Genomic DNA, 13,263 nt, shown 5'->3' on the forward strand with positions numbered 1-13,263 from the left:
TCGGCCGCGCCGCCGCAGTTCGGGCGCGCGAGCGGCCGCGGCGCGTTTTTCCGCCACGGACTTCGGACATAATCGGGGCCATGGACCGCTACGAACGCATCAATGCTCTGCACCGGCTGCTCAAGTCCGCCCGCTATCCGGTGACGGTGGCGCGGCTGCAGGACGAATTGAGCTGCTCCCGCGCCACCGTCTACCGCGACCTGGCGTTCCTGCGCGATGCGCTGATGGCCCCGGTCGAGGGCGACGGCGAGGCCGGGTTCCGCTACGAGTCCGGCGAGAGCGACCGCTTCGAACTGCCCGGGCTGTGGCTCAGTTCCGAGGAACTGCACGCGCTGCTGGCCTCGCAGCAGTTGCTGGCGCGGACCGGCGGCGGGGTGCTTTCCTCGGTGCTGGCGCCGCTGCAGCAGCGCATCGAGAGCCTGCTGGCGGCGCAGGCCGGGGCCACCCACTGGCCGGTGGAGCGGGTGCGGGTGATCCCGCACCGCGGGCGCAAACTCGACGAGGCCAGTTTCCGCACCGTCGCCTCGGCGGTGCTGGAGCGCAAGCGGCTGTCGTTCGACTATCGCGCGCGTTCCACCGACGAATCGACCAAGCGCACGGTGTCGCCGCAGCGCATCACCCACTACCGCGACAACTGGTACCTGGACGCCTGGGACCACGGCCGCGACGCGGTGCGCAGCTTCGCGGTGGACCGTATCAACCATGCGCGGCTGCTCGACCAGGTGGCGCAGGACGTGGCCGACGAGGAGCTGGACTCGCAGCTGGCGGCCAGCTACGGGATCTTCTCCGGCGCGCCCAAGGGCTGGGCGACGATCGTGTTCAGTCCCAAGGCGGCGCGCTGGGTCGCCGACGAGCACTGGCATTCCAAGCAGCAGGGGCGCTTCCTGGCCGACGGCCGCTACGAACTGAAGGTGCCGTACAGCGTCTCGCGCGAGTTGCTGATGGACGTGCTGCACTACGGCTCGGACGCGGAAATCGTCGAGCCGCGCTCGCTGCGCGAACAGGCCAAGTCGCTGCTGTCGCTGGCGCTGAGCAACTACAGCGACGACTGAGGCGTTCGCGCCGCCGCTGCCGTCGTTTTTTTGTAGGAGCGGCTTCAGCCGCGACAGGCATTATCGATAGCTGATACCGCCTGTCGCGGCTGAAGCCGCTCCTACAGTGTGTCCGGCGGGTTGCCGCCGCTCAGGATGGCGCCGATGTTGCTCTCGATCCAGTCCACCAGCGCCTGCACATGCGTCGCCGCGTCTTCGCCCAGCGGGGTCAGCGCATATTCCACATGCGGCGGGACCACCGGATAGGCGGTGCGTTGCACCAGGCCATCGGCTTCCAGCGCCTGCAGGGTCTGCGACAGCATCTTCTCGCTGACCCCTTCGAGCTTGCGGCGCAGGTCGCCGAAACGATGCGTGCCCTTGCGCAGCGCCACCAGCACCAGCACGCCCCAGCGGCTGGTCACATGGCTGAGGACGGCGCGCGAGGGACAGTGTTGCGCGAACACCTGGCCGCGGTTGGGATCCGTGGCGGGGACACGCGGCGCAGTGCAGGGGATGTCGGAAGGAACGCTGGCCAATCGGTGCACCTGTCTGGGGGACGGACCGGCCCGATCATACGGGGGCCGGCTGGCGCCCCGCTGAGCGGCAGGCGATGGCGGTGCAACCTATTCGGGAATCGGCGGTACGGCTCAGGGCTTGCTCGGCACTTCGAAGCCGAGCTTGCCGACCTGGTCGCGGCGCTGCGCCACGCGCTTGAGCTTGTCCACCTTGATCCCGTAATCGTGGTCCAGCTTGCCGACCAGTTCGCGATACTGCTTGTAGTCCATGTCCGGCGTGCGCGAGAACACCCAGGCCAGGTCGCGGCCGGGATAGTCGATCAGCGCCCAGGAATAGTCCGGCGCCACTTCGAGAATGCGGTATTTGGTCGGGACAACCGCGAAGAACCAGGTGGTCCAGCGGCGGTCGCCGCTGCCTTCCTTGACCGTGGCGCGCGAGGTGACTTCCTTGACCGGCTCGTCGAAGCCTTCGCGGTACTGGTAGCGCACGCCGATCTTGCCGTCTTCTTTGAGCGTGTACTCGTCGCTGCTGGCGACATGGCCGCGCTCGGCGAAATAGGGCACGTGCGCGATCACGTACCAGCGGCCCATGAAGCGCTGCAGGTCGATCGGCGGCTGCGAGGGTTCTTGCTCCGGGGATTTCGCCCGCGCCGCCGGCAGGGGAACGGCCATGCCGAGCAGCAGCACGGAGGCGAACAGGGAAAGCAGGCGCATAGGGCAAGGATCCGGGGCTTGAAGAGACACGCTACCCAGTATCGGGCGAAAGTGATGTCAATAGTGGGTCGCAGCCGTTGAGATGGCCGCGCGGCAGGCTGCACGTCTCAGCCCTGCTCCGGAGTCGCCGCCATGCCGATCGCCCGTTCGTCCCGCCCCGCTCACGCCCCGCACCCCGCCCTGCGTCGCCTGGTGCGGCAGGCGCTGCTCGCCGGCCTGGCCCTGGTGCTGGTGTGGCCGGCGGCGCGCGGCTGCAGCGAATGGCTGGGCTGGCGGCCGCTGTGGCTGCTGGGCATGCCGCTGAGCGCGTGGTGGGCGCTGCACCGCTTCCCGCTGCCGCTGCGGCCGTTGCGGCGGGTCCTGGCGCGGGTGCGGCCACGGGTGCAGGCGCGGCGCCGGCGTGTGCCGGCCTGGCGGGTCAGCCGCGCAGCCTGACCTTCGGCAGGGGAGGGCTGCGGCCCTGCATGCTACGGTTCCGGGCTGTTCTCCTGGACGTGACCCATGCCCTCTCTTGCCCATGCCTGCCTGCTCGCCGGACTGATCGTCTCCGGCACCGCCGCGGCGAAGGAAACCGCGATGCCCCAAGATTCCTATGCCTGGCTAGAAGACGTCACCGGCGCCAAGCCGCTGGACTGGGTCAAGGCGCAGAACGCCAAGACCGAGGCGCGGCTGACCGCGCAACCGGGTTTCCAGGCGCGCGAGGCCGGCATCCGCGAAGTGCTGGATTCCGACGCGAAGATCCCGGCGGTGCAGAAGATCGGCCCGTACTACTACAACCTGTGGAAGGACCGCGAGCACGAGCGCGGCCTGTGGCGGCGCACCACCCTGGACGAATACCGCAAGCCCGAGCCGAAGTGGGAGACGGTGCTGGACCTGGATGCGCTGAACAAGGCCGAGGGCGAGAACTGGGTGTGGCATGGCGCCGACTGCCTGCGCCCGGACTACCGCCGCTGCCTGATCGCGCTGTCGCGCGGCGGCGCCGATGCCGACGTCACCCGCGAGTTCGACCTGGGTTCCAAGCAGTGGGTAAAGGACGGCTTCTTCCGTCCCGAGGCCAAGGGCGGCCTGGGTTGGATCGATGCCGATACCGTCTACCTCTACACCGATTTCGGCGCCGGTTCGCTGACCAGCTCCGGCTATCCGCGGGTGGTCAAGCAGTGGAAGCGCGGCACCCCGCTGCAGAGCGCGAGCCTGGTCTACGAAGGCAAGCCGGAAGACATGTACATCGCCGCGATGCACGACGACACGCCCGGCTACGAGCGCGATTTCGTCAGCCGCACGCTGGCCTTCTATAACGACGAGATGTACCTGCGCGGCGCCGACGGTCGCCTGCGCAAGATCGACGTGCCCAACTCGGCCAGCAAGCGCGTGCACCGCGAATGGCTGACCCTGCAGTTGCGCGATCCGTGGACCGTGGACGGCACCACCTATCCCGCCGGTGCGCTGCTGGCCGCCAAGTTCGACGACTTCATGGCCGGCAAGCGTGCGTTCCGGGTGTTGTTCACGCCGACCGACAGCACCTCGCTGGAGGGATTCGCGTGGACCAAGTCGACGCTGGTGCTGAACGTGCTGGACGACGTCAAGAGCCGGCTATGGGTGCTGACTCCGGGCGACGGCGAGTGGGCGCGCGCGCCGTTCCCGGTCGGCGACCTGGCCTTCGGCAGCATCAGCGTCGATGCGGTCGATGCCGACGAGAACGATCAGGTGTGGCTGACCTCCACCGATTTCCTGACCCCGACCACGCTGATGCTGGCCGACGTGCAGCGCGGCCCGCAGAGCATCGAGACGCTGAAGGCGATGCCGAGCTTCTTCGATGCGTCCAAGGACGCGATCGAGCAGCACTTCGCGGTGTCCAAGGACGGCACCAAGGTCCCGTACTTCCTGGTCCGGCCCAAGCAACTGAAGCTGGACGGCAGCCATCCGACCCTGTTGTACGCCTACGGCGGCTTCGAGGTCTCGATGACTCCGTTCTACTCAGGCGGCCTCGGCCGTGCCTGGCTCGACCAGGGTGGCGTGTACGCGCTGGCCAACATCCGCGGCGGTGGCGAGTATGGCCCGCGCTGGCACCAGGCGGCGCTGAAGCAGAACCGGCACAAGGCCTACGAGGACATGGCGGCGGTGGCGCAGGACCTGGCCGCGCGCAAGATCACCTCGGCCAAGCATCTGGGCGTGCAGGGCGGCAGCAACGGCGGGCTGATGGCCGGCAACATGCTGGTGCAGTACCCGCAGTTGTTCGGTGCGGTGGTGGTGCAGGTGCCGCTGCTGGACATGAAGCGCTACAGCCATCTACTGGCTGGCGCTTCGTGGATGGCCGAGTACGGCAATCCGGACACCGATGACTGGAAGTACATCCAGACCTTCTCGCCGTACCACCTGTTCGATCCGAAGAAGACCTATCCGCCGGTGATCTTCCTGACTTCCACCCGCGACGACCGGGTGCATCCGGGCCATGCGCGCAAGATGGCGGCGAAGATGATCGACGCCGGCAAGGACGTGAGCTATTACGAGAACACCGAGGGCGGCCACGGTGGCGCGGCCAACAATGCGCAGGCTGCGCATATGCAGGCGCTGGCGTATGGGTTCCTGTGGGAGCGGCTGAAGGATTGAAGGTTCGGTAGCGGACGGCCGCAGCGATGCGGCCGCCCCGCTGCGAGCGTTTGCAGTTCTGGCAAGGTGGGGGTAACTCCAGGGCCTGAGCAACGGCAAAGGCTTGAGCAACAGCAAAGGCTTTCGCGCCCTCGGCGCGAGTCACTTTTGTCTTGGCAAAAGTAACCAAAACCGCTGTCGCCGACACGAGCCGATGCGATAAAGCCACATCGGTTCCCTGCGCTCCTCGGCACAAGCGGCACGGCGCCCAAACTCGCTTCGCTCAAACAAGGGCGCCTCTTCGGCCGCTTGCGCCTGCGGTGCTCGGCTCGCTTTAAGGCGAAGACAATCAAAAGCCAGAGCTACAGCCAAGGCCACAGCCACAGCCACAGCAAAAACCAAAGCCAAAGCCAAAGCCATGACGGCGTTGGCTACGCGATGTGGCAGCTGGTGATCTTTCGCCTGGTTTCGGTCTGCAAGGTCATTGCGATCGGCAGCACCTGAGGGCGCTTACGGCTCGGCGTGGCGATCCCAACGCGCAAGCCCGCGGGCGATGCGTGCCACCGCTTCCTGCAGTCGCGGCAGGCTCTGCGTGTAGGCGATGCGGACGTGCTGGCGCGCGCGGTGATGGCCGAAGTCCACGCCGGGGGTGAATGCCACGTGCTCGGTCTCCAGGAAATGTGCGCAGAACGCCTGCGCGTCGTCGGTGAAGGCGCTGACGTCGGCGTAGAGGTAGAACGCGCCCTGCGGTTCCACTTCGATGCGGAAGCCTAGCGCGCGCAGCGCTGGCAGCAGGTAGTCGCGGCGCTGGCCGAATTCGGCGCGTCGCGCTTCCAGGATCTGCAGGGTTTCCGGCAGGAAACAGGCCAGCGCCGCATGCTGGGCGATGCTTGAGGCGCTGATGTACAGGTTCTGCGCCAGCTTCTCCAGCGACGGTACCGCCGCGCGCGGCGCCACCAGCCAGCCCAGGCGCCAGCCGGTCATGCCGAAGTACTTGGAGAAGCTGTTGAGCACATAGGCGCCGTCGTCGACCTCGAGCACGCTGGGCGCGTCGATGCCGTAGCTGAGGCCGTGGTAGATCTCGTCGACCACCAGGTGGCCGCCGCGCGTCTGCAGCGCCTGCGCCAGCGCCGCCAGTTCGGCGCGGTCCAGCAGGGTGCCGGTCGGGTTGGCCGGCGAGGCGACCAGTGCGCCGACGCTGTCGGCGTTCCAGTGCGCGTCCAGCAAGGCGGGGGTCAATTGGTAGCGGCTGTCCGGGCCGACCGGCACCAGTTGCGCCGCGCCTTCGACCAGGCGCAGGAAATGCCGGTTGCACGGATAGCCGGGGTCGGCCATCAGCCAGCGCTTGCCCGGGTCGACCAGCAGCGCGCTGGCCAGCAGCAACGCGCCGGAACCGCCGGGGGTGATCATGATCCGCGCCGGGTCCAGGTCCACGTCGTGGCGTTGCCGGTAGAACCCGGCCAGCGCCTCGCGCAGCGCCGGCAGCCCGCGTGCGGCGGTGTAGCGGGTGTGGCCGGCCGCGAGCGCGGCCTGGCCGGCGGCGACGATCGGCGCGGCGGTGGTGAAATCCGGTTCGCCGATCTCCAGGTGGATCACGTCGTGGCCGGCGTGTTCCAGTTCGTTGGCGCGGGCCAGCAGCGCCATCACGTGGAACGGTTCGATGTCGCGGCTGCGCTGGCTGTAGGCGGGCAGCGCCTGCGGCGTGGGACGGGGGTCGGTCGGAAACGGGTTCATGGCCCGATGATAGAGGAGCGCGGCGCACGAAATCGTTGTGCGCGCTTGCCAGGATGCGGCGTTGCGCGGAGACTCGGCCGGCATCGTGCGGGGCCATGCCGCATGCCTGCCGTCTCCCGGCCCGGGCGGCGCGTCCTCAGTTGCGTTACCGTCGCCGGAGCCCCATTAGATGCATCACCGTTCCCTGCTAGCGAGCTTTCTGCTGCTCATGACCGCGCCCTTCGCTTCCGCCCTCGCCACCGACGCCACCCCGCCGCATCCGGCCAAGCAGCCGCACACGGTCAAAGCGCCGTTCGGCGCCACCCGCCAGGACGACTATTACTGGTTGCGCGACGACAAGCGCGAAAACCCGCAGATGCTGGCGTATCTCAACGCCGAGAACGCCTACGCCGACCAGGTGCTGAAGCCGCTCAAGCCGCTGGAAGACACGCTGTACAAGGAGATCGTCGGCCGCATCAAGCAGGACGACAGCAGCGTGCCGTACCGCGAGCGCGGCTACTGGTACTACACCCGCTTCGAGAGGGGCAAGGACTACCCGGTGCATGCGCGGCGCAAGGGCAGCATGCAGGCGGTGGAGGAAATTCTGCTCGACGTCAACGCGATGGCCGCCGACAAGGGCTATTTCAGCCTGGGCGATGCGGTGGTCAGCCAGGACAACCGCATCCTGGCCTGGACCGAGGATGACGTCGGCCGCCGCCAGTACGTGGTGCGCTTCAAGAACCTCGACACCGGCGAACTCTACGCCGACCGCGTGCCGGGCGTGTCGCCGGACGTGGTCTGGGCCGACGACAACAAGACCCTGTTCTACGTCGAGAACGACCCGGAAACCCTGCTCACCGTGCGCGTCAAGAAGCATGTGCTGGGCACGCCGGCGGCGCAGGACGCGCTGGTCTACGAGGAGAAGGACGACAGCTTCTACATGGGCCTGGGCCGCACCCGCGACGACAAGTACATCCTCATCGGCGTGGAGAGCACGGTGTCCTCCGAGCAGCGCTACGCGCCGGCCGCCGATCCGCAGCACTTCGCCGTGCTGGCGCCGCGCGAGCGCGACGTCGAGTACAGCGCCGACCATTTCGACGGGCGCTGGGTGATCCGCACCAACTGGAAGGCCAAGAACTACGCGCTGATGACCGCGCCCGACGGCGCCACCAAGCGTTCGCAGTGGCAGGCCTGGCTGCCGTACGACGAGAAGGTGTTCATCGACGGCTTCGAACTGTTCGACGGCTACACCGCCATCGCCGAGCGTTCCGATGGCCTGGAGCGGATCCGCCTGCACTTCGCCGACGGCAAGGAGGACTACGTCAAGGCCGACGAGCCGGCGTATTCGATGGGCCTGTCGGTCAATCCCGAGCCGGACACGCCGTGGCTGCGCTACAGCTACACCTCGCTGACCACGCCGGCAACCACCTACGAACTCAACACCCGCACCGGCGAGCGCAAGCTGCTCAAGCAGCAGCCGGTGATCGGCTACGACGCGGACAAGTACCAGACCGAGCGCGTGTGGGTGACTGCGCGCGACGGGGTCAAGGTGCCGGTGTCGCTGGTGTACAAGAAGGGCTTCAAGAAGGACGGCACGGCCGCGCTGTACCAGTACGCCTACGGCAGCTACGGCATGTCCACCGATCCCAACTTCAACCTGCCGGTTGTCAGCCTGCTCGACCGCGGCGTGGTCTACGCCATCGCGCATATCCGCGGCGGCCAGGAAATGGGCCGCGACTGGTACGACCAGGGCAAGCTGCTCCACAAGAAGAACACCTTCACCGACTTCATCGACGTCACCCGCGGCCTGGTCAAGCTGGGCTATGCGGCGCCGGACCGGGTCGCTGCGGCCGGCGGCAGTGCCGGCGGCCTGCTGATGGGCGCGGTGGCGAACATGGCGCCGCAGGATTACCGGGTACTGGTGGCGCAGGTGCCGTTCGTCGACGTGGTCACCACCATGCTCGACCCGAGCATTCCGCTGACCACCAACGAATACGACGAGTGGGGCAATCCGGAGCAGAAGCAGTACTACGACTACATGCTCGGCTATTCGCCGTACGACAACGTCACGCGCCAGGCGTATCCGGCGCTGTTCGTCGGCACCGGCCTGTGGGATTCGCAGGTGCAGTACTGGGAGCCGGCCAAGTGGGTGGCCAAGCTGCGCGAGGACAACACCGGCACCCGCCCGATCGTGTTCCGGGTCAACATGGAAGCCGGCCACGGCGGCAAGTCCGGGCGTTTTCGCCGCTACCGCGAGCAGGCCGAGTCGTACGCGTTCATGCTCGACCAACTGGGCGTGGAGCAGGCGGCGAAGTAAGCGGATTGGCGTGGTGTTCTGTCGCGGCTGAAGCCGCTCCTACAGGAAGCAGGCCGGGTGCACTGTAGGAGCGGCTTCAGTCCCGACTGCATGAAGCCCGGCAAGCACGTCGCTCCGCTGCTCACGAATGAACTCGCCCGCACAAGCGGCGGGCGCCGAGGATGCATATCCCGCGTCGCCGTCCGGTCGCGGCTTTATCATGCGCCGATGGAACCCCCTTCCCGTTTCCGCTGGGCCTGGTGGCTGCTGGCCTATGTCAGCCTGGCCACGGGCATCGTCGGCATCTTCGTGCCGGGCTTGCCGACCACCGTGTTCGTGCTGATCTCGGCCTATGCCGCCTCGCGCGGCTCCGAGCGCCTGCGCCGGCGGTTGCTGGAGGATCCGCGCTTCGGCGCCAGCATCCGCGACTGGGAAGCGCACGGCGCGGTCAGCCGCCGCGGCAAGTGGATGGCCACGCTGACCATGGCGGTGTGCGCGCTGGTGCTGCTGTTGTTCGTGCACAAGCCGTGGGTGCAGGTGGTGGCGATCGGCTGCATGAGCTGCGTGGCGCTGTGGCTGTGGCTGCGCCCGGAGCCGCCGCCGCGCGAGTGAAGCGGGATCGCGCGTCTGCATCGGCCCAGGCATCGCTGCGCTGGCCGCAGCGTGGCAGGCGGCACAGCCGGTTCATGCCCTTCTGGCTATACTCGGCGCATGAGCACATCGTTCCGTCATCCGATCCGTATCGCCCTGTTCGGCGCCGCCCTGCTGGCGCTGTCCGGGTGCGGCAACAAGGGCCCGCTGGTGATGCCGCAGAAGCCGGTTCCGGTGGAAGCCGCACCGGCCGCCGCGCCCGACGCGACGCCGCCCGCGACCACCGATCCGGCCGGCCAGGCGCAGCCGGTCGATGGCCAGCAGAAGCCGATCGACGCCACCAGCACCACGCCCACCGATGGGAATGAGTGAGGCCAGCGTCGCGGCGCGCCTGCGCTTTTCCAAGATGCAGGGCGCGGGCAACGATTTCGTGGTGCTCGACCTGCGCGACGGCACCCCGCCGCCGGACGCCGCGCTGGCGGTGCGCCTGGCCGACCGCCATTTCGGCGTCGGCTGCGACCAGCTGCTGACCATCGAGGCGCCGCGCAGCGCGGACGCGGTGGCCAGCTACCGCATCTGGAATACCGACGGCAGCCTGGCCGGACAGTGCGGCAACGGCGCGCGCTGCGTCGCCGCCTGGCTGGTGCGCGACGGCGCCGCCGGCAGCGATCCCTTCGTCATCGACAGTCCGTCCGCCTCGCATCGCATCGAACGCGGCGCCGACGGCCAATTCGCGGTGGCGATGGGCGTGCCGCGCTTCGCCCCGGAGGACGTGCCGCTGATCGGCTTCCCGCGCATGCGCGAGGAATATGTGCTGCCGCTGCAAGGCGGTAGCGTGCGCTTCGGCGCGGTGTCGATGGGCAATCCGCATGCGGTGCTGGAAGTGGGCCTGGTCGATGCGGCGCCGCTTGAGCGGCTGGGGCCGTTGCTGCAGCAGCACGCGTCGTTTCCCGATTCGGTCAATGTCGGCTTCGCCCAGGTGATCGACCGCGGCCATGTGCGCCTGCGCGTGTACGAGCGCGGCGTCGGCGAGACCCTGGCCTGCGGCAGCGGCGCCTGCGCGGCCGCTGCGGTGCTGATCCAGCGCGGCCGCGTGGACCGCGACGTGCGCGTGGTGCTGCCCGGCGGCGAGCTGCGCATCCGCTGGCCGCACGACGACGCGCCGGTGGTGATGTCCGGGCCGGCCGCATTCGTTTTCGATGGGGAGTGGATCCGATGAGCGAGACCCAGGACAAGATCGGCGCGCACGAAATCGCCGCATGGCTGCGCCGTCATCCGGCGTTCCTGAAACAGTTCCCCGACCTGGCGCTGACCCTGGTGGTGCCGCGCGACGACGGCCCGACCGCGTCGCTGGCGAGCTACCAGCTGGAAGTGCTGCGCGACAAGAACCGCGAGCTGTCGCGGCGCCTGTCCGAGCTGGCCGGCAATGCCCAGGTCAACGAGCGCCTGGCGGTGCGGACCCACCAACTGACCCTGGCGCTGATGCGCCAGACCAGCGCTGCCGACAGCGTGCGCGCGATGGCCGCTTCGCTGCAGGAGGATTTCCAGGGCGACCTGGTCAGCATCGTGCTGCTGCGGCCGCTGCCCGGGCTGGAACAGGCGCCGTGGCTGCAGATCCTGGCGCAGGACGATCCGCGGCTGGCGCCGTTCCGCGACTGTCTGAAGGACGGCGAGCCGATCTGCGGCCGCCTGCAGCCGGAAAAGCAGGCGCTGCTGTACGCCGAGCGCATCGAGGAAGTGCAGTCCACCGCGCTGCTGCCGCTGCCGGGCGTGGGCCTGCTCGCGGTCGGCAGCCGCGATCCGAACCGCTTCTATCCCGGCATGGGCACCTTGTTCCTGCGCATGATGGGCGAGTCGCTGACGGTGGCGTTGCAGCGCTTCGCATGAGCGTCGGGACTCGGGACTCGGGACTCGGGACTCGGAAAAAGCGCGCCGAGGCGTCGGCGGTCGATGCCGAATCCCCAATCCCGAATCCCCAATCCCGGTTCCTCGCCCACCTGCAAGTCGAACGGCGCATGTCCGCGCACACGCTGGACGCCTACCGCCGCGACCTCGCCGCGCTGGCGGCGTGGACGGCGGACAATGCCGGCGCCGACATCGCCGCGCTCGGCGCCGAGCAGCTGCGCCATTTCATCGCCGCCGAGCACCGCCGCGGGCTGTCGCCTAAGAGCCTGCAGCGGCGCCTGTCGGCGTGCCGCAGTTTCTATGCGTGGTTGCTCAAGCACGGCCAGATCGCCGCCAGCCCGGCGGCTGCGCTGCGTGCGCCGAAGGCGCCGCGCAAGCTGCCGCAGGTGCTGGACGCGGACGAGGCGGTGCGCCTGGTCGAAGTGCCGACCGACGTGCCGCTGGGCCTGCGCGACCGCGCCCTGCTGGAACTGTTCTATTCCTCCGGGCTGCGCCTGAGCGAGCTGTGCGCGCTGCGCTGGCGCGATCTGGATTTCGCCAGCGGCCTGGTCCGCGTGCTCGGCAAGGGCAACAAGCAGCGGCTGGTGCCGGTCGGCTCGCATGCGCGCAAGGCGCTGCTGGAATGGCAGGCGGAGACCAAGGCGGCGGCCGAGGCGCCGGTGTTCCCGGGCCGCGGCGGCGCGCCGATCGGCGCGCGCGCGGTGCAGATCCGGATCAAGCAGCTGGCCGGGCGCCAGGGCCTGTTCAAACACGTGCACCCGCACATGCTGCGGCACAGCTTCGCCAGCCACATCCTCGAATCCTCCGGCGATCTGCGCGGTGTGCAGGAGTTGCTCGGCCACGCCGACATCGCCACCACGCAGATCTACACCCACCTGGATTTCCAGCATCTGGCCAAGGTCTACGACGCCGCGCATCCGCGCGCCAAGCGCAAGTCCTGACCGGCCGAACGCAGACGGTGCGGCGGTAGGTTCGCGCGCGCTTGTTCTGGATCAAGGCGCGCGTCGCTGCGGGCGCGGACACTGTCCGCCGAACGTGCAGCGAGGCAGGCCGATGGCGAAACCCTTTCCGTTGAAACCCGCGCATCCCGAGCGGATCTGCTGGGGCTGCGACCGCTACTGCGCGGCGGACGATCTGGCCTGCGGCAACGGCTCGGGACGGGTCATGCATCCGATCGAGATGCAGGGCGAGGACTGGTCCCTGCTGTGGGGCATCGAACCGGAGCCGCAGCGCCCGAGCCACGCCAGAATGGACAACGGCCGACCGGCCGACGCTTGAACGGGCGGCGGCATGCCCCCACACCTGAAGAACCGCTCAGGAGGCCGCATGGACCCCAGTCAGAATCCCAATGTTTTCCACGCCACCACGATCCTGTCGGTGCGCCGCAACGGCCATGTCGCCGTGGCCGGCGATGGTCAGGTGACGCTGGGCCATACCGTGATGAAGGGCAATGCGCGCAAGGTGCGCCGGCTCGGCCGCGACGGCCAGGTGCTGGCCGGTTTCGCCGGCGCCGCTGCCGATGCGTTCACCCTGTTCGAACTGTTCGAGGCCAAGCTCGAGAAGCACGGCCAGCTGACCCGCGCGGCGGTGGAACTGGCCAAGGACTGGCGCACCGAACGCCGCCTGGGCAAGCTCGAGGCATTGCTGGCGGTGGCCGACAAGGAAACCTCGCTGATCATCAGCGGCACCGGCGACGTGATCGAACCGGAGGACGGCATCATCGCCATCGGCTCCGGCGGTTCCTACGCGCTGTCGGCGGCGCGCGCGCTGCTCGGCCACACCGAACTGGACGCCAAGACCATCGCGGTCGAAGCGCTGCACATCGCCGGCGACATCTGCATCTATACCAATCGCAACGTGGTGGTCGAAGAGCTGTGATTCGGCATTCGGGATTGGGGATTCGCAAAAGCGC

The 13,263-nt window shown here is 68.5% G+C and carries 14 protein-coding genes; 11 read left to right on the forward strand and 3 right to left on the reverse strand.

The genetic code is table 11. The annotated features are described in order from the left end of the window. The first annotated feature begins 80 nt into the window (after positions 1 to 80). Positions 81 to 1,052 (forward strand): YafY family protein, encoded by a 972-nt coding sequence (locus HEP75_RS03670; RefSeq protein WP_179567441.1) that lies wholly within the window; start codon positions 81 to 83, stop codon positions 1,050 to 1,052. A 101-nt stretch (positions 1,053 to 1,153) separates the two neighbouring features. On the opposite strand, the gene HEP75_RS03675 is transcribed toward HEP75_RS03670, so the two are convergent. Both HEP75_RS03675 and HEP75_RS03680 read right to left on the reverse strand, forming a co-directional pair. Beyond that, on the reverse strand, positions 1,154 to 1,546 hold the full coding sequence (locus HEP75_RS03675) for a helix-turn-helix domain-containing protein (RefSeq protein ID WP_185826484.1): 393 nt from the start codon (positions 1,544 to 1,546) through the stop codon (positions 1,154 to 1,156). Between the two features lie 132 nt (positions 1,547 to 1,678). Then, positions 1,679 to 2,218 carry a lipocalin family protein gene (locus tag HEP75_RS03680; RefSeq protein WP_255424070.1) on the reverse strand — a complete coding sequence of 180 codons (540 nt, stop codon included), beginning with the start codon at positions 2,216 to 2,218 and terminating at the stop codon, positions 1,679 to 1,681. Positions 2,219 to 2,392: 174 nt separating this feature from the next. Here HEP75_RS03680 and HEP75_RS03685 point away from each other — a divergent pair, with 174 nt between their 5' ends. Both HEP75_RS03685 and HEP75_RS03690 read left to right on the forward strand, forming a co-directional pair. Next, a complete protein-coding gene (locus HEP75_RS03685) occupies positions 2,393 to 2,695 on the forward strand; it encodes a hypothetical protein (protein ID WP_185825490.1) in 303 nt (100 codons plus the stop codon). Positions 2,696 to 2,761: 66 nt separating this feature from the next. Next, a complete protein-coding gene (locus HEP75_RS03690) occupies positions 2,762 to 4,867 on the forward strand; it encodes a prolyl oligopeptidase family serine peptidase (RefSeq protein WP_185825491.1) in 2,106 nt (701 codons plus the stop codon). Positions 4,868 to 5,356: 489 nt separating this feature from the next. Here HEP75_RS03690 and HEP75_RS03695 read toward each other — a convergent pair whose 3' ends face one another. Further along, positions 5,357 to 6,580 (reverse strand): pyridoxal phosphate-dependent aminotransferase, encoded by a 1,224-nt coding sequence (locus HEP75_RS03695; protein WP_185825492.1) that lies wholly within the window; start codon positions 6,578 to 6,580, stop codon positions 5,357 to 5,359. A 208-nt stretch (positions 6,581 to 6,788) separates the two neighbouring features. On the opposite strand from HEP75_RS03695, the gene HEP75_RS03700 reads away from it, so the two are divergent. From HEP75_RS03700 to hslV, 8 genes are all read left to right on the forward strand, one after another. Beyond that, positions 6,789 to 8,876, forward strand: a complete 2,088-nt coding sequence (locus HEP75_RS03700; RefSeq protein ID WP_185825493.1) for a S9 family peptidase — start codon at positions 6,789 to 6,791, stop codon at positions 8,874 to 8,876. 207 nt (positions 8,877 to 9,083) lie between these two features. Continuing rightward, a complete protein-coding gene (locus HEP75_RS03705) occupies positions 9,084 to 9,467 on the forward strand; it encodes a YbaN family protein (RefSeq protein WP_185815220.1) in 384 nt (127 codons plus the stop codon). Between the two features lie 99 nt (positions 9,468 to 9,566). Beyond that, complete coding sequence (locus HEP75_RS03710) at positions 9,567 to 9,818, forward strand: lipoprotein (protein WP_185825494.1); 252 nt, start codon at positions 9,567 to 9,569, stop codon at positions 9,816 to 9,818. Further along, positions 9,811 to 10,665 carry a diaminopimelate epimerase gene (gene dapF, locus HEP75_RS03715; protein ID WP_185825495.1) on the forward strand — a complete coding sequence of 285 codons (855 nt, stop codon included), beginning with the start codon at positions 9,811 to 9,813 and terminating at the stop codon, positions 10,663 to 10,665. The genes HEP75_RS03710 and dapF overlap by 8 nt, the downstream gene beginning before the upstream one ends. Next, the gene (locus HEP75_RS03720) at positions 10,662 to 11,333 is read left to right on the forward strand and encodes a DUF484 family protein (RefSeq protein ID WP_185825496.1); all 672 of its coding nucleotides are present in this window, start codon (positions 10,662 to 10,664) and stop codon (positions 11,331 to 11,333) included. The genes dapF and HEP75_RS03720 overlap by 4 nt, the downstream gene beginning before the upstream one ends. 128 nt (positions 11,334 to 11,461) lie before the next feature. Further along, positions 11,462 to 12,292 (forward strand): tyrosine recombinase XerC, encoded by an 831-nt coding sequence (xerC, locus tag HEP75_RS03725; protein ID WP_255423990.1) that lies wholly within the window; start codon positions 11,462 to 11,464, stop codon positions 12,290 to 12,292. A gap of 112 nt (positions 12,293 to 12,404) precedes the next feature. Continuing rightward, on the forward strand, positions 12,405 to 12,629 hold the full coding sequence (locus HEP75_RS03730) for a DUF3079 domain-containing protein (protein WP_185825497.1): 225 nt from the start codon (positions 12,405 to 12,407) through the stop codon (positions 12,627 to 12,629). 48 nt (positions 12,630 to 12,677) lie between these two features. After that, a complete protein-coding gene (gene hslV, locus HEP75_RS03735; protein ID WP_185825498.1) occupies positions 12,678 to 13,229 on the forward strand; it encodes an ATP-dependent protease subunit HslV in 552 nt (183 codons plus the stop codon). The last annotated feature ends 34 nt before the right edge of the window (positions 13,230 to 13,263 follow it).

Origin of the sequence: Xanthomonas sp. SI, assembly GCF_014236855.1 — a bacterium.
Classification (GTDB): Bacteria; Pseudomonadota; Gammaproteobacteria; order Xanthomonadales; family Xanthomonadaceae; genus Xanthomonas_A.